The organism is Microbacterium sediminicola (assembly GCF_039531125.1).
GTDB lineage: Bacteria > Actinomycetota > Actinomycetes > Actinomycetales > Microbacteriaceae > Microbacterium > Microbacterium sediminicola.
In genome coordinates this window covers 1,159,252-1,180,429 of sequence record NZ_BAAAPL010000001.1, presented here as the reverse complement: position 1 = coordinate 1,180,429, position 21,178 = coordinate 1,159,252, and the positions used below count along the sequence as shown (strand labels likewise).

The 21,178-nt window shown below is 68.7% G+C and carries 17 protein-coding genes; 13 read left to right on the top strand and 4 right to left on the bottom strand.

Going from position 1 to position 21,178, the window contains the following annotated elements:
- Positions 1 to 92 precede the first annotated feature (92 nt).
- Positions 93 to 2,783: a bifunctional acetaldehyde-CoA/alcohol dehydrogenase gene (gene adhE / locus ABD206_RS05510; RefSeq protein WP_344070211.1), complete on the top strand. Its 2,691-nt coding sequence runs from the start codon at positions 93 to 95 to the stop codon at positions 2,781 to 2,783.
- Positions 2,784 to 2,847: 64 nt separating this feature from the next.
- Here adhE and ABD206_RS05505 read toward each other — a convergent pair whose 3' ends face one another.
- Both ABD206_RS05505 and ABD206_RS05500 read right to left on the bottom strand, forming a co-directional pair.
- Positions 2,848 to 4,956, bottom strand: a complete 2,109-nt coding sequence (locus tag ABD206_RS05505; protein WP_344070209.1) for a GAP family protein — start codon at positions 4,954 to 4,956, stop codon at positions 2,848 to 2,850.
- Positions 4,957 to 5,004: 48 nt separating this feature from the next.
- Positions 5,005 to 5,925, bottom strand: coding sequence for a universal stress protein (locus ABD206_RS05500; protein ID WP_344070207.1), 921 nt, complete (start codon positions 5,923 to 5,925; stop codon positions 5,005 to 5,007).
- A 101-nt stretch (positions 5,926 to 6,026) separates the two neighbouring features.
- Here ABD206_RS05500 and ABD206_RS05495 point away from each other — a divergent pair, with 101 nt between their 5' ends.
- The 6 genes from ABD206_RS05495 to ABD206_RS05470 all read left to right on the top strand — a co-directional run bounded on the left by ABD206_RS05495 (position 6,027) and on the right by ABD206_RS05470 (position 11,523).
- Positions 6,027 to 7,634: a GAF domain-containing sensor histidine kinase gene (locus tag ABD206_RS05495; protein ID WP_344070205.1), complete on the top strand. Its 1,608-nt coding sequence runs from the start codon at positions 6,027 to 6,029 to the stop codon at positions 7,632 to 7,634.
- On the top strand, positions 7,631 to 8,263 hold the full coding sequence (locus tag ABD206_RS05490) for a response regulator (protein ID WP_344070203.1): 633 nt from the start codon (positions 7,631 to 7,633) through the stop codon (positions 8,261 to 8,263). Before ABD206_RS05495 ends, ABD206_RS05490 begins: the two co-directional genes overlap by 4 nt.
- Positions 8,264 to 8,559: 296 nt before the next feature.
- Entirely contained in the window at positions 8,560 to 9,336 is a 777-nt protein-coding gene (locus tag ABD206_RS05485; protein WP_344070201.1) for a glycosyltransferase family A protein, read from the top strand.
- Positions 9,337 to 9,347: 11 nt separating this feature from the next.
- Entirely contained in the window at positions 9,348 to 9,824 is a 477-nt protein-coding gene (locus tag ABD206_RS05480; RefSeq protein WP_344070199.1) for a prepilin peptidase, read from the top strand.
- Positions 9,825 to 9,863: 39 nt separating this feature from the next.
- Positions 9,864 to 10,901, top strand: coding sequence for a YihY/virulence factor BrkB family protein (locus ABD206_RS05475; RefSeq protein ID WP_344070197.1), 1,038 nt, complete (start codon positions 9,864 to 9,866; stop codon positions 10,899 to 10,901).
- Positions 10,894 to 11,523, top strand: coding sequence for a CYTH domain-containing protein (locus ABD206_RS05470; protein WP_344070195.1), 630 nt, complete (start codon positions 10,894 to 10,896; stop codon positions 11,521 to 11,523). The genes ABD206_RS05475 and ABD206_RS05470 overlap by 8 nt, the downstream gene beginning before the upstream one ends.
- Before the next feature lie 61 nt (positions 11,524 to 11,584).
- On the opposite strand, the gene lpdA is transcribed toward ABD206_RS05470, so the two are convergent.
- Positions 11,585 to 12,985 (bottom strand): dihydrolipoyl dehydrogenase, encoded by a 1,401-nt coding sequence (lpdA, locus tag ABD206_RS05465; RefSeq protein ID WP_344070193.1) that lies wholly within the window; start codon positions 12,983 to 12,985, stop codon positions 11,585 to 11,587.
- 133 nt (positions 12,986 to 13,118) lie between these two features.
- Here lpdA and ABD206_RS05460 point away from each other — a divergent pair, with 133 nt between their 5' ends.
- The 3 genes from ABD206_RS05460 (at position 13,119) to ABD206_RS05450 (ending at position 14,957) form a co-directional block, all read left to right on the top strand.
- Entirely contained in the window at positions 13,119 to 13,628 is a 510-nt protein-coding gene (locus ABD206_RS05460) for an FHA domain-containing protein (RefSeq protein ID WP_344070191.1), read from the top strand.
- Positions 13,628 to 14,320, top strand: coding sequence for a transcriptional regulator FtsR (ftsR, locus tag ABD206_RS05455; protein ID WP_344070189.1), 693 nt, complete (start codon positions 13,628 to 13,630; stop codon positions 14,318 to 14,320). The genes ABD206_RS05460 and ftsR overlap by 1 nt, the downstream gene beginning before the upstream one ends.
- Before the next feature lie 91 nt (positions 14,321 to 14,411).
- A complete protein-coding gene (locus ABD206_RS05450) occupies positions 14,412 to 14,957 on the top strand; it encodes a MerR family transcriptional regulator (RefSeq protein WP_344070187.1) in 546 nt (181 codons plus the stop codon).
- A 37-nt stretch (positions 14,958 to 14,994) separates the two neighbouring features.
- Here ABD206_RS05450 and ABD206_RS05445 read toward each other — a convergent pair whose 3' ends face one another.
- On the bottom strand, positions 14,995 to 15,801 hold the full coding sequence (locus tag ABD206_RS05445) for a ParA family protein (RefSeq protein ID WP_344070186.1): 807 nt from the start codon (positions 15,799 to 15,801) through the stop codon (positions 14,995 to 14,997).
- 70 nt (positions 15,802 to 15,871) lie between these two features.
- Between ABD206_RS05445 and ABD206_RS05440 the strand changes: the two genes are divergently transcribed.
- The 3 genes from ABD206_RS05440 to def are packed head-to-tail and all read left to right on the top strand — an operon-like array spanning position 15,872 to position 21,162.
- Entirely contained in the window at positions 15,872 to 19,279 is a 3,408-nt protein-coding gene (locus ABD206_RS05440; protein WP_344070185.1) for a pyruvate carboxylase, read from the top strand.
- Between the two features lie 54 nt (positions 19,280 to 19,333).
- Positions 19,334 to 20,674: a MinD/ParA family ATP-binding protein gene (locus tag ABD206_RS05435; RefSeq protein ID WP_344070183.1), complete on the top strand. Its 1,341-nt coding sequence runs from the start codon at positions 19,334 to 19,336 to the stop codon at positions 20,672 to 20,674.
- Positions 20,671 to 21,162, top strand: coding sequence for a peptide deformylase (gene def, locus ABD206_RS05430; protein WP_344070181.1), 492 nt, complete (start codon positions 20,671 to 20,673; stop codon positions 21,160 to 21,162). Before ABD206_RS05435 ends, def begins: the two co-directional genes overlap by 4 nt.
- Positions 21,163 to 21,178 lie beyond the last annotated feature (16 nt).

The following is a 21,178-nucleotide window of genomic DNA, read 5'->3' as shown; positions in this document are numbered from 1 at the left end:
GGACCATGGTCCCTAGTGTGGTCTGACCACAGTGTCAGGATGGCAGTAGGCAAGGGCGCGGGCACCGGGCCCGGGCCAAGGAGGAGGATCCGATGTCCACCACCATTGATGCACTGGTCGCCAAGGCGCAGGATGCGCTGGCCGAGTACGCATCGTTTACGCAGGAGCAGATCGACCAGATCGTGCGCAAAGCATCGGTCGCGGCCCTGCACCATCACGGCGAACTGGCCGTCATGGCGGTCGAGGAGACCGGGAGGGGGCTGTTCGAGGACAAGGCCGTGAAGAACATGTTCGCCTGCGAGCACGTGACCCACTCGATCATCAAGCAGCGCACTGTCGGGGTCATCTCCCACGACGAGATCACCGGCATCACCGAGATCGCCGATCCCGTCGGCGTCATCGCCGGCATCACCCCGGTGACCAACCCGACCTCGACGGCGATCTTCAAGTCCCTCATCGCGCTGAAGACCCGCAACCCCATCGTCTTCGCCTTCCACCCCTCGGCCCAGAAGTGCTCCGTCGCGGCGGCGCAGATCGTCCGTGACGCCGCCGTGGCGGCGGGCGCTCCAGCCGACTGCGTCCAGTGGATCGCAGAGCCCTCGCTCGAGGCATCCGGTGAGCTCATGAACCACCCCGGCGTCGCCCTCATCCTCGCCACCGGCGGCAACGCCATGGTGCGCGCGGCCTACTCCTGCGGCAAGCCCGCCCTCGGCGTGGGTGCCGGCAACGTGCCGGCCTTCATCGAGCGCACCGCAAAGGTCGGCCGTGCCGTCAATGACGTCGTCCTGTCCAAGGCCTTCGACAACGGCATGGTGTGCGCCTCGGAGCAGGCCGTGATCCTCGACGAGCCGATCGCCGCCGAAGCGCTCTCGGAGTTCGAGCGCCTGCACGCCTACATGGTCACGGCCGACGAGAAGCGCAAGCTCGAGGAGTTCATCTTCGGCGTGCACGCCAAGGCCAAGAACTGCGGCGAGGCCAAGCTCAACGCGAAAGTCGTCGGCAAGTCTCCCGTGTGGATCGCCGAACAGGCAGGCTTCACGGTGCCCGACGACACGTCGGTCATCCTCGCCGAGGTCGCCGGCGTCGGCCCGCAGGAGCCGCTCACCAGAGAGAAGCTCGCCCCGGTGCTCGCGGTGCTGCGCGCGAAGAATGCGCAGGAGGGCATCTCCCTGTCCGAGCAGATGGTCAACTTCGACGGACTCGGCCACTCCGGTGCCATCCACACGACAGACCAGGCGGTGGTCGAGGAGTTCGCCAAGCGGGTGCGCGCCGTCCGGATCATCGAGAACGCGCCGTCGGCGCTCGGCGGCATCGGCGACATCTACAACGCCTTCATGCCCTCGTTGACCCTGGGCTGCGGTTCCTACGGTCGTAACTCCGTGTCCAACAACGTCTCGGCGGTGAACCTCGTGAACGTCAAGCGCGTGGGTCGTCGCAACAACAACCTCCAGTGGTTCAAGGTCCCCGCCAAGACCTACTTCGAACCGAACGCCATCCGCTACCTGATCGACATGAAGGGGGTGGAGCGCGTCACGATCGTGACGGATTCGACCATGACCAACCTCGGCTTCGTCGACAAGGTCATCGATGTCCTCAACCGTCGCCCCGGCCGGGTGCACCTGCAGATCATCGACTCGGTCCTGCCGGAGCCGAAGGTCTCGAGCGTTCAGGCCGGCGCCGCCGAGATGCGCGAGTTCCAGCCAGACACGATCATCGCCCTCGGCGGTGGTTCTCCGATGGATGCCGCGAAGGTCATGTGGCTGCTGTACGAGAACCCCGAGGTGCAGTTCTCGGACATGCGCGAGAAGTTCTTCGATGTCCGCAAGCGCGCCTTCAAGTTCCCCGACCTCGGCAAGAAGGCCAAGCTCGTGTGCGTTCCCACGACCTCGGGCACCGGCTCGGAGATGACCCCCTTCGCGGTCATCACCGATGACGAGACCGGCATGAAGTACCCGCTGGCCGACTACGCGCTGACCCCGTCGGTCGCGATCATCGACCCGGTGCTGACCTCAGCCCTTCCCGCCAAGGTCGTCGCCGACGCGGGCTTCGACGCGCTCACGCACGCGACGGAGGCCTATGTGTCGGTCTATGCCAACGACTACACCGATGGTCTCGCCCTCCACGCCATCAAGCTCATCTTCGAGAACATCGAGCGCAGCGCGAAGGCGCAGCGCGGCAGTACCGACCCGGCGGACGTCCTGGCGCGCGAGAAGATGCACAACGCGGCATCCATCGCCGGCATGGCGTTCGGCAACGCGTTCCTGGGAATCGTGCACGCGATGGCCCACGTGACGGGGTCGAAGTTCCACCTGATCCACGGCCGGACCAACGCGATCTACCTGCCGCACGTCATCCGCTACAACGGCACCGTCCCGACCAAGCTCACGAGCTGGCCGAAGTACGAGCGCTACGTCGCTCCGGAGCGGCTGCAGCAGATCGCCCAGCACCTGGGCCTTGCCGCCGCCACTCCGGAGGAGGGCGTGGAATCCTACGCACGCGCGGTCGAACAGCTGCGCGACGCGGTGGGTATCGAGCGCTCGTTCCAGGCACAGGGCGTCGCCGAGGCCGACTTCATCGGCCGCCTCGACGAGCTCGCGATGGCCGCTTACGAGGACCAGTGCGCTCCGGCCAACCCCCGGATGCCGATGCTCGCCGACATGAAGACGCTCATGGAGGCCGCCTACTACGGCACCTCATTCGCCGAGGTCCGTGCCCACCGTGCGGAGACCGCGGTGGCGGACGAGACCCCCGCTCCGGCCGAGGCGGGCGCCCCCCGGGCGTAGATCCCCTGCACGAGCGAAGGTCCGCGGCGGCTGCCGCGGACCTTCGCTCGTTCGCCGGGCGGACTCAGTTCGTGGTGAGGGTGGTGGTTCCCAGGACATCGCCGTAGGCATCCAGCGCCTGCACGGCGGTGTACGCGCCCAGCACGGTTCCTGCGGGAAGCGGGAGCGCGGTCTCGAACCCGGTCCGCCGGTGGGCGGTGACAACGCTTGCCGTCGTGTCGCTGTCGCCGCTGAGGATGCGCCACGACGCCACCTCGGTCGCGCCGTTCCAGCTCACGTAGACCGTCGGCGCGGGGTCCTCGGGGTCGCTGGATGCGTCGGAAAGGACGGCGGTGGGGCTCTCCGCGGGTGTCGCACTCCATGGGAAGACGTAGGCGCGGTAGCTCGTCCCGGCGGTGAAGGTCGCGTCGTAGAGCAGATCGCCGTCCGCACTGAACTCGGAGTAGTACGGCTGAGATCCCCATCCGACGACGACGTTGCCATTCGGCAGCTGCTGCACGTTGCCCTGGGTTGTCGAGACGCGTTCGCCCGAGGGGAGATACTCGGTCACGAGACTCGCGGTGCCGGCGTCCTCATCGACCGACAGTCGCAGCCCGCGCGAGACCGCGGCCAGCGACGGCGACTCGTTGTCGAAGAGGGTGATGGTTCCGTCGTCGCGGCGATGCGCGTCGTGCTGCCAGGCGAACTGCGCGTCTTCGGCGATCTCGATGTCGCTGGCCGACCCGCCCAGTCGCCAGTCGATGGTCGCGCTGGCGCGATCGAGCCGGTACACCGTCCAGGTGTTGCGCGCGGACACGAGGAAGCCGTCATCGCCGTCCAACGACACGGCGTTGAGGTGGATGTAGTCGTACGGCTTGTCGATCGTGCCGCCGTCCTCGGGCAGCTCGTACTGCGACTCCGTGACGGGGACCTCGTCGAGAGAGCTCCACTCGAAGATCGCCTCCCCGGTCGCGATGTCGACTTCCTGTACATGGCCGGCGAGCACATAGCCGTCCTCGGGGCCGCCGACCGCCGTGAGGTCGGCCGGCTCGGTGATGTAGGCGATGAGCAGCATTGTGCCGGCGGGCGTGATGGTCGTCTCGTGCATGTCGGCCTGGCCCGGTCCGATCGAGCCGCTCGTGGTCACCCGCGTCAGCTCGGTGTAGGTGTCATCCAGCACGATAACCTCGCCTTGGCCGTGGAAGCCCGACTCTCCGACCCAGTACGTCAGCACGTCCTGGCCGAGGTAGTCCTGAACGCGCACGTCGAAGGCGCTGTCCTCGCCGGTGTTCAGCACCCAGACCGGATCGCCGGCGGCGTCCACGATCTCGGCCCCCTGCATCGCTGACCCGTCATCGAGGTCCTTCGGGCCGAGGAATGCGTAGGTGTCAGGGGCGAACACCGACGCGTCTCCGCCGGTGTGGGTCACCGAGATGACCGGGGGCGTGAGATCCGGGCGCGAGACGAAGTCCCACTGCTCGGCTGTCGCGGCAGGCTCATCGTCCTCGGGTGCCGGGGTGGGGGAGACGAGATGCCCCACACCGATCGCGACGAGGATCGCACCGACGAGGAAAGTTGAGATCCACAGCACGACCTGCGCGTGCGAGACCAGCCATTCACTGAGACCCTCGAGTGCGGGCCGGACCCGGCGGCTGCCGAACAGGAACGCGAGCACGAGTCCGGCGACCGTCGAGACGCCGAGAATCGTGAAGATCACGACCGCCAGCGCGCTGCCGGGCACATCCAGGGATGCCGCCCCGATCGCGAGGCCGGCGGCGACCGCGAGGGTGAGGTTCTTCGGGCGCACGTTCATCGCGAGACCGAACGCGAACGCGCGGCGGGGGCCCAGGGACTCCAGAACACCGGTCCAGGAGGGAGCCGAGGACCCCGAGGGTCTGCGGCGCGAGCGTACGGCCGAGATCACCGCCCACCCCATGAGCACCGCGCCCAGCGCGATCTCGACCGCGTGGACCCAGGTCGGGACGCTCGCCGAGACATCCGGCGGGATGAGGCGCGCACCGATCGTGAACACCGTCGCCAGGGTGAGCACACCCAGCGCCCAGCCGGCTGCGTAGCCGACACTCACCGGCACGGGATTCGGGGAGAGCAGGAGAAGCACCACAGCCAGGATGGGCAGGATGCTCAGCGCCATCGCGATGCCGAGCGGCACGACGTACCAGAGGACCGATTCCACGGTCCGACTCTAGGGCCAATGGCCCGGTCTCCTCTTCCGGCGGGGTGACTACGGGACGACGAGTGCGGGTGCGTTGAGGTTCATCAGCACGTCGTGCACGACGGCCGACACGTGCGGGGGTGCCTCCGCGCGCCCGCGCCCGATCACCAGCAGCGAGGCATCCGTCGCCGCAGTGAGGAGCGCCGCGGGCACCGATTCCGCGACGACCCGCGTGCTCACATCCAGTCGGGGGACCTCGCGCAGGGCGAGCGCGCAGGCGCGCGAGAGGACATCCCGTGCCGCACTGGAGCGGATCTCGCCGGTCGCGGCGGCGTCCTCGTGGGGGAGCGGGGTGCGCGCATGGACGAGGGTCAGATGCTCGTCGGCGCTCGCCGCTTCGGCTGCGCCACGACGAAGGACATCGCCCCCTGTCGTCTTCGCTCCGACGCCGACCACGACACCGTGTCGGCCCTCGACGGGGAGGTTCGGAACGACCACGACCGCCGAGCGCGCGGCCGCGACGACATAGAGCGAAGCGGCGCCGAAGCTGCGACCGCGGAGATACCCCGTGCGGTGCGATCCCACCACCAGCAGGTCCTGCGTCCGCGCGGCACCGGCGAGGACACCGGGCGTCCGACCGTGCACGAGCTCGGTCTGGATGGCGGTGACGCCGTGGCGGCGCGCCTCCGCGCGCGCTGCGTCGAGCACGTGGATGCCGCGCTGTTGCGCTTCGGCCATGTAGTCGTCGCCGGCGACGCCCCACGTGTCGTCGACGATGTGCACGATGAGCAGCGGCGTGCCGTGAGCGCGCGCGTAACGCAGCGCCCAGGACAGCGCGCCGGAGCTCGGCCCGGATCCGTCGACGCCGACGACCAGGCGGGCGAAGGTCTCCAGGTGCTCGCCGGTGTCGTGATCGCTGATGTCGTGCTCCATTGCGGTCGGTGCTTCGAGAACGGTGGTCGGGCCCGTGAGGCCGGATGAGTCGCGCATGGTTCTGCTCCTCTCGTGCTCTCCAGCATCCGATCGAAGGTCGCGCCCAGACAGGGGCAAAGGTCCCGCGCGATAGGCTCACAGCCGGGAGCGGAGGGCGGATGGCGGATATCGAGGCGCGACTACGCAGCCTGCTGCAGGCCAATGAGGCCGTCGTCAGCCAGCTTGATCTCGGCGCCGTCCTGAAGCGGATCGTCCAGGCGGCCGTCGAACTGGTCGGTGCCCGCTACGGCGCCCTCGGCGTCATCGGACCCGATGGAATGCTCGAGCAGTTCATTCACGTCGGGCTCGACGCCGCCGAAGCGCGGGCGATCGGGGCTCCGCCCGAAGGGCACGGCCTCCTCGGGGCGCTCATCCATGATCCGCATCCGATCCGGCTCGAACACCTCGGTGACGATCCGCGCTCCACGGGCTTTCCCGCGCATCATCCGCCCATGGACAGTTTCGTCGGCGTGCCCATCCGGATCCGCGGCGAGGTCTTCGGCAACCTCTACCTGACCGAGCACGGCGAGGGTGGGTTCACCGCCGAGGACACCGAGCTTCTGGAGACCCTCGCCGCCACGGCGGGAATCGCGATCGACAACGCCCGCCTCTACGAGGAGTCGCTGCGCCGTGAACGCTGGGCGGCGGCGGCTGCCGAGATGAGCGCGGCGATGTTCTCGGACAAGACCGGCAGGCCCCTGCAGCTCCTGGCCGACAAGCTCGTGCCGCTCACCGATGCCGCGGCGGTCGTCGTCGCCTCCACGGTCGGCGACGGCGCGCTGTGCGTGGATGTCGCCCGCGGCCACGGTGCGGACGGTTGGGACGGTGCCGTCCTTCCGCGCGCGGGGACGCTGATGGGCCGGGTCATCGAGAGCTGGCAGCCGTTGCAGGTCACCGAGCAGAGCATGACGATCGGCGGCGAGCGGCTGCAGTGGGGGCCGACCGTCGTGGTGCCGATGTGGGGCGCTGCCCGGGTTCCGATGGTGCTCACGATCGCCCGGCCGCCCGGCGGCGTCCGCTTCACCGAGCATGACGTCGACCTCGCCGCCGACCTCGCCGAGCAGGCCACCATCGCCCTCGAGATGGCTCGCGCGCGCGCCGACCGCGAGCAGCTCGCGCTCATGGACGAGCGCGCGCGCATCGCCCGCGATCTGCACGACCACGTGATCCAGCGGCTGTTCGGCGCCGGTCTTTCCCTCCAATCGATTTCCGGGCGTCTTCCGGGTGAGGCGCGCACGGCGGTGTCGGATCAAATCGAGACCCTGGATGCCGCGATCGCTGAGATCCGCACCGTCATCTTCGCGCTGCGCCAGCCGCGGGCATCGCTGGGCTCGGTGCGGCATCGGGTCGTGGATGTCGTGGCCGAGGTGTCCGCGTCGCTCGAGACGCCGCCGCGGGTGGTCTTCCACGGGCCGCTGGACGTGCGCACCGATGTGGACCTGGCCGAGGACGTCGTCGCGGTCGTCCGCGAGGGACTGAGCAATGTCATCCGGCACGCGCGCGCCCGGGAGATCTCGGTGCGGGTCGCGATCGCCGAGAACGCCCTGGTGGTCGAGATCGACGACGACGGGATCGGCATACCCGCCGCGCCCGCGCGGCGCAGCGGAGTCGATAACCTGGAGCAGCGGGCCGTCTCTCGCGGCGGCGAGTTCTCCGTCACGGCCCAGAGCGCGGGAGGCACTCGCCTGCGCTGGAGCGTCCCTCTCACCGGAAGTGAGCCCCTGTGATCAGAGTCTTCGTCCTGGACGACCATGAGATCGTGCGTCGCGGCATCGTCGACCTCATCGACGCGGAGCGGGACATGGAGGTCATCGGCGAGGCATCCACCGCGCGGCAGACCCTCGGGCGCGTTGCCGCGACGCTTCCCGATGTCGCGGTGCTCGACATGCGGCTCCCCGACGGCAGCGGGATCGACGTGTGCCGTGACATCCGCTCGAAGCATCCGGACATCAGATGCCTGATCCTCACCGCCTACGACGATGACGAGGCGAGCTACGCCGCCGTGCTCGCGGGTGCGTCGGGGTATGTGCTCAAGGACATCAAGGCCAACGGTCTGCTGGAGGGCATCCGCGCGGTCGCCGCCGGTCGTAACTTGCTGGCATCGGCCGCAGCGGAGCGTGTGCGCACGGATGCGCAGAAGCAGCCGGTCACGCAGACACCCGGCGTCGATCTCACCGAACGGGAACGGCAGGTGCTCGAGCTGATCGCCGAGGGACTGACGAACCGCCAGATCGGTGAGCGACTCGACCTCATGGAGAAGACCGTCAAGAACTACGTCACCGGCCTGCTGCGAAAACTCGGCATGGAGCGACGGACGCAGGCAGCGGTGTACGCGACCTCGCACCGCACGCCGTGACGCTACGCCCGCAGACATGAGGGCGCCGCGGCATCCGGTGACGAGTCGGATGCCGCGGCGGCCGGCGCGGGGAGGTTGCAGATCGACGGCGTTTCGATGCACCAGGTCCGATGCGCCGGATGCCTCACCCGCGGGAGTCGCCGACGGTTCGTGCGGCGACGACGGTGACGGTCGTGGGGGGAATGACCGTCGATGTAGTTGTGATGTACATCAGTCTGGTCTGGGCCGACATGCCGAAACAGGGCCTTTGGTCCCACCTGTGGGGGACCGTGCCGCGTCGCCGATAAGGTGACGGGGTGTCCTCGGCAATGCGCATCGCGGTGGTCGTGCCGTGCCGTGACGATGCGGACGTGCTGCGTTCGTGCCTCGCGGCGCTGGCGGTGCAGTCCCGGCCCGCTGATCGCGTCATCGTCGTCGACAACGACAGCGGCGACGACTCCGTCGAGGTCGCGCGCGCGGCCGGTGTCGAGGTGCGGCACGAATCGCTGATCGGCATCTGGCCGGCCGCGGCCCACGGCTACGACGCGGCGCTGGCCGATTGCGATCTGATCGCACGCATAGACGCGGATTCCCGCCCACACCCGGACTGGCTCCAGCGTCTGGAGGGGGCTTTCTCGGCCGACCCGTCGCTCGGCGTGCTCACCGGCGGAGCCGAGATGTACGGGGCGAACGCGCTTCTGCGCTATCTCGGCGAGCACTGGTACATCGGTGGGGGAAGATTCTGGATCAACCTGTGGTTGGGTATCCCGCTCGTCTACGGTTCGAACTTCGCGATGCGAGCTCCGATCTGGGGGCGTGTGCGCACCGAGGTCGACCGCACGAACCCGCACATCCACGACGACCTGGACTTGACGATCCGGCTGCGCCGTGCTGATGGGGTCCGGTGGGACCGCACGCTGACGATGCCGGTCTCGGCCCGGCCAGTGATGAGCGTGCGCGCGCTCGCCCGACGCGTATGGCGGGTCGTTCCGACGTTCGCCGCCAGTTGGCCCGAGGGAGCCGCATGGCGCCGCAGCCGCGGTTATCCACAGCAGAGCCCGGACGAGGGTGAGGCGGGGGTCAGCGCGACCTAGGGTCGAGGGCCATGCCCCCGGTGTCGATCGTTTGTGTGGCTGCCGCCTACGCGTGTTTCGGTGTGCTGGGGATCCTCCTGGCGGTCATCGATCTGCGCACCCACCGACTGCCGAACCGCTGGGTGTCCCTCGCAGGCGGAGTCGGCTGCATCCTGCTGCCGCTCGCGGCCTTCGCCGCAGATGCACCCGGGCGCAGCTGGGGAGCGGTCCTCGGCGCCGGTGCGGTCGGTGCCGGCTATCTCCTCCTGTGGCTGGCGACGCCTGCCGGCATCGGGGCGGGGGATGTCAAACTCGCCGCCGTGGTCGGCCTGCACCTGGGTTGGTGGGGGTGGCCGACGGTGATTCTCGGCACCGCCTTCGCCTTTGTTCTGGGAGGGCTGGCCGCGCTCGGGGCGGTCATCGTCGCGCGCGGCGACCGCGGCGCGGCGATCCCGTTCGGGCCCTGGATGATCGGCGGGGCATGGACCGCCATGGTCCCGGCGATGTGAGGTCCCGCGGCCGGTGATCACGCCGGTAGCCTGGCTGGCATGCCCCCCTTCGTGAAGCGCATCGTCGATCCGGTCGTCGCGTGGGCATTGTCCCTGCGGGTCGTGAGGGCGTATCTGCTCTACGGCGAGAAGCGCGGACCGGCGCTGGCCGACAGCGTGACCTATCGGGCGCTGTTCAGCGTGTTCGCCGCCGCCCTGCTCGGGTTCTCGCTGGCAGCCCGGTGGCTGGCGGACAATCCGGTCGCGTGGAATGCGCTGGTGCAGGCCGTCGACGCTGCGATCCCCGGTCTCATCGGGCAGGACGGCGTCATCCCGACCTCATCGCTGACGGCGGGGATCGCCACTGCGACGATCTTCTCGGTCCTCGCCCTGGTGCTCGCCTCGATCGGAGCGGTCGGATCGCTGCGTTCTGCGCTGCGGATCATCTCGGGGAGCGTCCACGACACCGGGTTCTGGCTCTGGGTCATGGTGCGCAACCTGCTGCTCGCGGCCGGGATCGGCGTGGCGGTCGCCGTATCGGCTGTCCTGACCTATTTCGGCACCGCCGGGGTGGTGACGCTCCTCGGATGGCTCGGCGTCGCCGATGCGCAGCCGCTCGGATCGTGGGTGGCGCGCGGCGTCGGTGTGCTGGTCGTCTTCGCGCTGGATGTCGGGATCGTGGCCTTCGTGTTCGTGGTTCTCTCGGGTGTCCGTCCCCCGGCGCGAGCGCTGTGGGCCGGGTCGCTGATCGGGGCGCTCGGACTGACCGTGCTGCAGCAGCTGTCGGGACTGTTCGTCGCGGGGGCGTCGGCGAACCCCCTCCTGGCGACGTTCGCATCGTTGATCGCCCTGCTGCTGTGGATCAACCTGTCGGCTCAGGTCATTCTCATCGCGTGCACCTACGTGATCGTGGCCGCAGAGGAGAGCGGTGCCGCGGGACGCCCACGCGCTCCGGCCACATTCGGACAGCGACGGGTGCGCCGCGCGGAGATCGCGCTCCGACGCATCGAGGCAGAACTCGCCGATGCGCGCGCCGAGGTCGCGAAGGAGACCTCGGTTCGGTCCGGAGAGCCCGAGCAGAAAGGACAGGATGCCTGAACCGACCGAGCCCTCGCAGACGTGGGAGGTCGAAGTGACCTTCGACGTCGATGAGAGGACCGCAGCGCCCGACTGGCGTGTGCTGCCCGGTGTGGCCTCCGTCGATGCGCCCGAGCAGCGTGAGCTCGACGCGCGCTATTTCGACACCGAGGACTATGTGCTGGGTCGTGCGCACTATGCGCTCCGACGGCGCGAGGGTGGCCCCGACGAGGGCTGGCACCTCAAGGGACCGCGTCAGGGTGCGGCGCGACTCGAGACGGGGTGGGCGCTGGGTGACGAGTTCGACGAGGAGGACCCCGTGCCGGGACGGATCCGCACGGCGATCACCGATCTGACCGATCGGCCGCTCGGTGAGATCGCCCGCATCCGCAACAGCCGCACGGCGGTCGTGCTGCGGGACGCGCAGGGCGGCGTGATCGCCGAGTTCGTCGATGACCGGGTGCGCGCCGTCGATGTGCGGCACGGCACTGAGCGCACGTGGCGTGAGTGGGAGATCGAACTCGGACCCGCCGCGCCCCGGGACCACGGCCGGTTCTTCGCCGCGGTGCGGGAGCTGTGTTTCGACGCGGGCGCGTGCGACGCGCTCACCGACTCCAAGCTCGCGCGAGCCCTCGGGCTCTGACTTTCCGAAGACGCGACAGCGGCCGGAACCCGAGGGTGTCCGGCCGCTGTCGCGTGAGGGATCAGAGGTTGATCATGTGACCCGCAAGCCCATGGAAGGCCTCCTGGACCGCTTCCGAAAGCGTCGGGTGGGTGTGGATGTTGCGGGCCGCTTCGAGCGCGGTGAGGTCCCACTTCTGCGCGAGAGTGAGCTCGGGCAGAAGTTCCGAGACGTCCGGCCCGATCATGTGCGCACCCAGCAACTCGAGGTGCTCGCCGTCGGCGATGACCTTGACGAAGCCGACGGGCTCGCCGATGCCGTTCGCCTTGCCACTCGCGCTGAACGGGAACTTCGCGACACGGACGTCGTAGCCCTCGTCGCGGGCCTGCTGCTCGGTGAGGCCGAAGCTGGCGATCTGCGGCGAGCAGAACGTGGCTCGCGGCATCATGCGGTAGTCACCGAGCGTCATCGTCTCGGCCTTGCCGATGGTCTCGGCGGCCACGACGCCCTGCGCCTCTGCGACGTGGGCGAGCTGCAGCTTGGCCGTCACATCGCCGATCGCGAAGATGTGCGGGACGTTCGTACGCATGACGTCATCGATCGCGATCGCACCGCGCTCGGTGAGGGCGACGCCCGTGTTCTCGAGGCCGAAGCCCTCGACGCGCGGCGCGAAACCGATCGACATGAGGACCTTGTCGACGTCGATGGAGCCCTGGGCGCCGTCCTTGTTGCCCGTGTAGCTGACGGTCACGCGATCGCCGTGGTCCACGACGCTGTCGACCTTGGTGGAGGTCAGCAGCTCGATGCCGTACTTCTTGTACTGTCGCGCGATCTCCTTGGAGACCTCCTCGTCCTCGTTGGGAAGGGCGCGGTCCAGGAACTCGATGATCGTGACCTTCACGCCGAAGTTCGACATGACGTAGGCGAACTCCATGCCGATGGCGCCGGCGCCGACGATGGCGATGGAGGAGGGGAGTTCGCGACTGAGGATCTGCTCCTCGTAGGTGACGACGTTCTCGCTGAGCGTGACGCCCGGGAGCAGGCGCACCGTCGAGCCGGTCGCGATGATCGCGTTGTCGAACGTGACGGTCTCGACCCCGCCGTCGGCCTTGGTCGCGGTGATCGTGTGCGCGTCGACGAACGTGCCGCGCGCCTCGTACTCGGTCACCTTGTTCTTCTTCATCAGGAAGTGGATGCCCTTGACGTTGGTCTGCGCAACGCTGCGGCTGCGGTCCCACGCCTTGCCGAAGTCGAAGTGCACGTCTCCGGAGATGCCGAACAGATCGGCCTTGTGGGTGAAGGTGTGCGCCAGCTCGGCGTTCTTCAGGAGAGCCTTCGAGGGGATGCAGCCCACGTTGAGGCACACACCGCCCCAGTACTTCTCTTCGATGATGGCAGTGGACAGACCCAGCTGTGCACAACGGATGGCCGCGACGTACCCGCCGGGGCCTGCACCAAGGATGACGACGTCGTAGTGAGGCATGCCTCCAGCCTATCGCCAGGAGCGGGTCGGGAACCCTCCGAACGTCAGGGGCCCGCGGCGGAGCGGACCGGACGGCGCGCTCGACAATCGCATCTCATTTCGGGCTATTGTGGGGCGTCAGAAGGAGGCCATCGTGGTTGACGAATCACCTGCCGAATCCGGCGACATCCGTCGCGCGTCCGGCGACGCCGCGGCGGCCGGAACGCACGCGCGCGGCATCGACACCACGGTGTCGTTCGGCCACGATTCCGATCTGTCGTTCGTGCCGTTCGGCAGCGAGCTCAGCGAGATCGAGCTCGAGGCGATCGACGCGCTGCCCACAGGCTCTGCGCTCATGATCGTGCGATCGGGCCCCACCGCCGGTGCCCGCTATCTCTTGGACGCCGACGTGACCACCGTGGGTCGCCACCCCGAGGCTGACATCTTCTTCGACGATGTCACGGTCTCCCGGCGTCACGCCGAGATCACCCGCACCGACAAGACGTTCGAGATCGTCGACCAGCGCTCGCTGAACGGCACCTACGTCAACGGCGAGCGGGTCGATCGCGCTGTGCTGACCAACGGCGCCGAGGCGCGCGTCGGCAAGTTCCGACTGAACTTCTTCGTCTCGCCCGCCGATCTCACCCCGGCGGCGCAGAACTGATGGCGGGACTTCCCGCCCACGACCGATCCTCCGCTGCGGGTCTGCTCAGCATCGGTCAGGTGCTCGCACGGCTCTCTCCCGATTTCCCGAGCCTGACCTCCAGCAAGCTGCGCTTCCTCGAGGTACAGGGCATCGTCTCCCCGACGCGCACCGATTCGGGGTACCGCAAGTTCTCGCTCGCCGATATCGAGCGGTTGCGCCTGGCGCTCACTCTGCAGCGTGATCACTATCTGCCGCTCATGGTGATCCGCGACTACCTCGACGACGTCGAGGCAGGGCGCGACCCCGCGACGCCCATCCCCGCGCCTCCCACCTCGATCGTCCAGGCCCCGCGCCGCTATCGGCGAGAAGACCTGCTCGCGGCCGCCGGTGCTGCTCCCCAGCTGCTCAACGACGCGATCAGCACGGGCGTCATCACCGCCTCGGACAGCTACGGCGAGCAGACCGTCGCGCTCCTTCGCGCATTGGTCGCCCTCGATCGGCACGGAATCGAGCCGCGCCATCTCCGCGCTGTTCGGCAGAGCGCCGAACAGGATGCCGCGCTGATCGAGAAGGCCCTCGCGCCGCTGTCGCGTCGCACCGACGCGACGTCCCGCGGCCGCGCCGAGGAGTTGGCTCCGGAACTTGCCCGACGGATGGAGGAGGTGCGTGCCGTGTTCGTGCGGGGCGCCCTCGATCGACTCCTGCCGTAGGCGACACGCCGAGGCGCAATCGACGGATGTCGTTGCTCACCGCTCGGGGCTCATCTAGCGTTGACATGTCCGAAACAAACGGGAGGTAGCCATGACGGCACACGAGGCGGCTGATGCGCCCAGCCTGACGGCAGACCTCCTTTTCACCGACGGACTTCCCGAGCTGGATGACGAGGTCGGCTACCGCGGCGCAATGGCCGCACGTGCCGCTGGAATCACGTATCGACAGCTCGACTATTGGGCCCGCACCGGATTGGTCGAACCGACCGTGCGAGGTGCGTCGGGATCGGGTACACAGCGCCTGTACGGCTTCCGTGACATCCTCGTCCTCAAACTCGTCAAGCGTCTCCTCGACACCGGCATCTCGCTTCAGCAGATCCGCACCGCTGTCGACCAGCTGCGTGCCGCGGGAGTGCGCGACCTCGCGGGTACCACGCTCATGAGCGACGGTGCGTCGGTCTATCTGTGCACCTCGAACGACGAGGTGATCGATCTCGTGAGTCGCGGCCAGGGCGTGTTCGGTATCGCCGTCGGCAAGGTGCTGCGAGAGGTGGAGTCGACCCTCGTCGAGTTCACTCCGCAGGAATCGGACCCGGTCGACGAGCTTGCGGCGCGTCGGGCCGCCCGCTCCGCCTGATCAGAGTCGTCGGCACACGGTAAGCGCGTCTTCGCCGTCAGGACGCGGCGTCGGGAGCCGGGATGCGGCCCGTGCGGATGATGCGGTCCAGCAGCGCGTCGAAGTCGGCGGCCAGCTCCTGCGCGGAGTCACCGGGCCAGATGTGCAAGGGCTTTGCCGCACCCTGTGCCTGCTGCAGCGAGGTGCGCTCGGGCAACTGCGGCGACAGCACCAGCGGGCCGAACATCTCGCGGAGCTCCTTGATGCGGAACTGGTGCTCGATCGACTGCGGGCGAACACGGTTGACGACGATCCCGAGGGGCTGGAGACGGGGGGAGAGGCCGCGTCGGATCTCTTCGATCGCACGGAGGGCCCGGTCGGCGGCTGCAACCGAGAACAGTCCCGGCTCGGTCACGACGATCACCCGATCGCTTGCGGCCCATGCTGTGCGTGTGAGTGCGTTCAGTGACGGGGCGCAGTCGATCAGCACCAGGTCGTAGTCGGCCTCGATCGTCGCGAGTGCCTCCTCCAATTTCCACACGTCGCGGACGCTGGGGTGGGGGCCGTCGAAGTTGATGGCGGACGGGCTGCCGATGAGCACGTCGATCGTGCCCGGGTGCACCTTCGACCATCCGCTGGAGGTGATCGCCTGGCGGACGGTCTTCTCTTTCGGATTGCCGAGCACGTCGGCGATGTTGAGGCGACCGGCCACCTGAATATCCATGCCGGTCGAGACATCCGACTGCGGGTCGAGGTCGACCACGAGGGTGCGCACCCCTCGGGCGAAGGCGGCGGAGGCAAGGCCCAAGGTGACGGTCGTCTTGCCGACACCTCCCTTGAGCGAACTCACGGACAGTACGTGCACGAGGCACTACGTTACCGTCCCCTAGGCTGTGAACACACTCAGGCCACTCCGTCACCAACAGTGAGGTGTGATGTTCCGCAAGATCCTGGTCGCCAACCGCGGCGAGATTGCCATTCGAGCCTTCCGAGCAGCCTTCGAGTTGGGTGCCCGCACCGTCGCGGTGTATCCCTTCGAGGACCGCTACTCGCTCCACCGCCTCAAGGCCGACGAGGCCTATCAGATCGGGGAGCCCGGACATCCGGTCAGGGCCTACCTCGACGTCGATGAGATCGTGAGGGTCGCGCGCGAGTGCGGCGCCGACGCGATCTACCCCGGCTACGGGTTCCTCTCCGAGAACCCGGAGCTGGCCGAGAAGGCCCGCGCTGCCGGCATCACCTTCATCGGACCGCCCGCCTCCGTCCTCGAGATGGCGGGCAACAAGGTCACCGCCAAGGAGCACGCGATCGCCGCCGGTGTCCCGGTGCTCCGCTCGACTGAGGCATCCGACGATGTCGAGGGGCTCGTGGCCCAGGCGCCGACGATCGGCTTCCCGATCTTCGTGAAGGCCGTCGCCGGCGGCGGCGGGCGCGGGATGCGCCGCGTCGAGACGCCGGCCGAGCTTCCGCCGGCCCTCGCCGAGGCGATGCGCGAGGCCGGGAGTGCATTCGGCGATGCTCGTGTGTTCCTCGAGCAGGCTGTGCAGCGACCGCGACACGTTGAGGTGCAGATCCTCGCGGACGGCAGTGGGAACACCGTGCATCTGTTCGAGCGAGACTGCTCGGTGCAGCGACGCCACCAGAAGGTGATCGAGATCGCGCCGGCGCCGAATCTGGACCCCCAGGTGCGCGATGACCTGCACCGTTACGCCGTGGCGTTCGCCGAGTCGATCGGCTACCAGAACGCCGGCACCGTCGAGTTCCTGCTCGAGACGGCCGGGCCCCGCGCCGGCGAGGTCGTCTTCATCGAGATGAACCCGCGCATCCAGGTCGAGCACACGGTCACCGAAGAGGTCACCGATGTCGACCTCGTGCAGTCCCAGATGCGGATCGCGGCGGGGGTCACCCTCACTGAACTCGGCCTCGAGCAGAGCGACATCCATCTGCGTGGCGCGGCGCTGCAGTGTCGCATCACGACGGAGGACCCGACGCAGGGGTTCCGTCCCGACACCGGCAAGATCACCACCTACCGGTCGCCGGGCGGCGCGGGTATCCGCGTGGACGGCGGAACGACCGCGGCAGGGGCCCAGATCAGCCCGCACTTCGACTCCATGCTCGCCAAGCTCACCTGTCGTGGGCGCGACTTCGCGGCCGCGGTCACCCGGGCCCGTCGCTCCTTGGCCGAGTTCCGCATTCGGGGGGTGTCGACCAACATCCCGTTCCTGCAGGCCGTCCTCGATGACCCTGCCTTCCTCGCGGGTGACCTGAGCACCGCGTTCATCGATGAGCGCCCGGAGTTGCTGCGTGGCCGTGAGTCGAAGGACCGCGGTTCGAAGCTGCTGAACTGGCTCGTGGATGTCACGGTCAACAAGCCCCACGGAGAAAACCCGCTCACGGTTTCGCCGCGACTGAAGCTGCCGCCCATCGATCTGACCTCTCCCGCACCTGCGGGCTCCCGTCAGCTGCTGCGCGAGCTCGGTCCCTCCGGCTTCGCCCGTGCGCTGCGGGACCAGACCGCGCTCGCGGTCACCGACACGACCTTCCGCGATGCCCACCAGTCGCTGCTGGCCACGCGGGTGCGCACGCGGGACCTCATGGCCGTTGCTCCGTACGTGGCGCGCATGACCCCGCAGCTGCTGTCGGTGGAGGCCTGGGGCGGGGCGACATACGACGTCGCACTGCGCTTCCTCGGCGAGGACCCCTGGGAGCGGCTCGATCGCCTCAGCGCCGCGCTGCCGAACGTCGCGATCCAGATGCTGCTGCGCGGGCGCAACACCGTCGGGTACACGCCGTATCCGACGGAGGTCACGGACGCGTTCGTCGCGGAGGCCGCGGCCAGCGGTGTGGACATCTTCCGGATCTTCGACGCGCTCAACGACATCTCGCAGATGCGTCCGGCCATCGACGCGGTGCTCACCACCGACACCGCCGTGGCAGAGGTGGCCATGTGCTACACCGGGGACCTGCTGGATCCCGCGGAGGATCTCTACACGCTGGACTACTACCTGCGTCTGACGGAGCAGATCGTCGATGCCGGCGCTCACGTTCTCGCGATCAAGGACATGGCGGGGCTGCTGCGCCCGGGGGCGGCCTCCGTGCTGGTCTCCGCGCTGCGCGAGCGATTCGACCTCCCGGTCCATGTCCACACACACGACACCGCGGGAGGTCAGCTGGCGACCCTGCTGGCGGCCAGTGCCGCCGGCGCGGACGCGGTCGACGCGGCCTCGGCGCCCATGGCCGGAACGACGAGTCAGCCCTCGTTGTCGGCGCTGGTCGCGGCGCTCGCGCACACCGAGCGTGATACCGGCCTGTCGCTGGCAGCCGTGTCGGATCTCGAGCCCTACTGGGAGGCGGTGCGCCACCTGTACCGTCCCTTCGAGTCCGGCCTTCCGGGGCCCACGGGGCGCGTCTATCGCCACGAGATCCCGGGTGGGCAGTTGTCCAACCTGCGTCAGCAGGCGATCGCCCTGGGCCTGGCAGAGGACTTCGAGCTCATCGAGGACATGTACGCAGCCGCGAACGAGATCCTTGGTCGGGTTCCGAAGGTGACGCCCTCATCGAAGGTCGTCGGTGACCTCGCGCTGCACCTGGCTGCGGTGAAGGCGGACCCTGCGGACTTCGCTGCGAACCCCGAGAAGTACGACATCCCCGACTCGGTTGTCGGGTTCATGGCGGGGGAACTCGGTGATCTGCCGGGTGGCTGGCCCGAGCCGTTCCGCTCCAAGGTGCTGCAGGGGCGGTCGATTGTCCCCGCCGTGACGCCGCTCACGGATGCCGACACCGCGGCGCTGAACGCAACCTCCGAACAGCGGCGCGGCGCCCTGAACCGCCTGCTCTTCCCGGCTCCCACCCGAGAGTTCGAGCGCGTCCGCGAGTCGCACGGCGATGTCAGCGTGCTGGACACCGTCGACTATCTGTACGGCCTCGAGCACGGGGCGGAGCACGTCGTCGAAATCGAGCGCGGCGTCCAGCTCTTCGTCGGTCTCGAGGCGATCGGCGCGGCCGATGAGAAGGGCATGCGCACCGTGATGACCACGCTCAACGGTCAGTTGCGCCCGGTGTTCGTGAGGGACCGCTCGATCAGCGTCGAGGCGCGTCAGGCGGAGAAGGCGGACACGTCCCGTCCGGGTCAGATCGCTGCGCCGTTCTCGGGTGCGGTCACGGTGAAGGCGGCCGTCGGCGAGCAGGTCAGTGCCGGGCAGCCGGTCGCCTCGATCGAGGCCATGAAGATGGAAGCGGCCATCACCTCGCCGGTCGACGGCGTGGTGGAGCGGCTGGTCATCACCGGCACGCACCACGTCGAGGCCGGCGATCTTTTGCTGGTGGTTCGACCCGCCGGATAGCCTGGAGGATGACAGGCACGTCGTCGTGCGCAGATTTTCTAGGGGGGAGTGCACGTGGCTGAGAGCTCGGCACCGTCGCACCACGACGAGGACGACAACGGTGTCCTCGATGAGCCAGTGGCCGACACCAGCGGCATCTTCCTGGGCGGATCGACCGCCCAGGTGACGGTCTCGTTCGGCGCCGGCGCCGATGAGGACGACAGCGTCGTGGACGACGAGGCGCCCGCCGATGCCGTCGCGGAGGCACTCGCATCGTCCGAGCGTCGGGAGCCGCTCGACACCGCGGAGGCGGAGATCATCGAGGACGAGACGGAGATCGACGACGCGGCGGACGCGCGCGTGGAGGTGCCCGTGGCTGAGCCGGTGCGCGCCGTGGAGAACCCGCCGGCCTCGTACGAGCTGACCCTGGCCTCTAAGCGTCTCGGTGAACTCGAGGCGAGCCGCGAGGGAGCCGACGTCCTCACTGCGGAGCGCCTGCTCGATCCGCATCACGTGACCAAGGTCGAGCCCGAAGGCTTCTGGCAGGCGACCCTGTATCGGCTGTCGGGGACACTGATCAACGTCGGCGACAGCAAGAGGGCGCGCGCACGCAAAGAGCTCGACGCCCGCATCGCCGCGGGCCTGCCCGGCGGCTCGCGATTCGTCCCGATCCTCAGCCGCAAGGGCGGGGTCGGCAAGACCACCGTCACGACGCTCTTGGGCATGGCCCTCGCCGATGCTCGCGACGACCGGGTCATCGCGGTCGATGCCAACCCCGATCGCGGCACCCTCGCCGACCGCATCTCGCGCACCAGTGGGAAGACGATCCGTGATCTGGTGCGCATTCAGGGCGAGGTCGGCGGGTACAACGACCTGTCGACGATCGTGGCGCGCGACGAGACACGACTCGACATCCTCGCGTCGGATGCCGACCCGCGCGTGTCCGAAGCCTTCGGCGACGAGGACTACCGGGCGGCAGCGTCGGTGGCTGCTCACTATTACTCCGTTGTGCTCACCGATACGGGGACCGGCATCGTCCATTCCGTGATGGGCGCAACTCTGGAGCGCGCGGACACACTCGTGATCGTGGCGGGGCTGAGCATCGATGAGGCCCGGCTGGCGTCCGAGACCCTCACCTGGCTCGAGACCAACGGCCACGCCGACAAGGTGCGAAACGCCGTCGTCGTCTTGAACACGACGAGGCCGGGGTCGCCTCTCGTGCGGGCCAACGAGGTGGCCGCGCACTTCCGCACGCGCGTGCGCTCGGTCGTCGCCATCCCCTACGACTCGCACATCGCGGCCGGTACTGCGATCTCCTTCCGCGACATCACCCCCGCCACGCGGGAGGCCGCGCGCCAGCTCGCGGCCGCCGTCGTCGAGGCGCTGCGGGCCGCGAGCGCGGGCACCGCCCGATGACCGTCAGGCCCATCCGCGTCTTCGGTGATCCGGTGCTGCGCTCGGCGTGCACGCCGATCGAGCAGATCGATGACGGGACGCGCGCGCTCGTCGCAGACCTGCTGGAGACGGTGGAGCTGCCCGGTCGCGCGGGTGTCGCCGCTCCGCAGATCGGCGTCGGCGTCCGCGCGTTCAGCTACAACATCGACGGTGACATCGGCTACGTCCTCAACCCCGAGCTCGTCGAGGTGGCCGGCGAGATCGAGCTGGTGGGCGAAGGCTGCCTCTCGGTGCCGGGACTCTGGCACGACACGCCGCGCTATCCCTGGGCCAAGGTGCGTGGCATCGACCTCGACGGAAACCCGGTGGTTCTGGAGGGCGAGGGGCTCTTGGCGCAGGCCCTCCAGCACGAGACCGATCACCTCGACGGAAAGCTCTACCTCGATCGGCTTGACCCGGAGCGTCGTCGCGTGGCAATGCGTGAGGTACGCGAGTCGGACTGGTTCTGACGCACGGACCGATCCC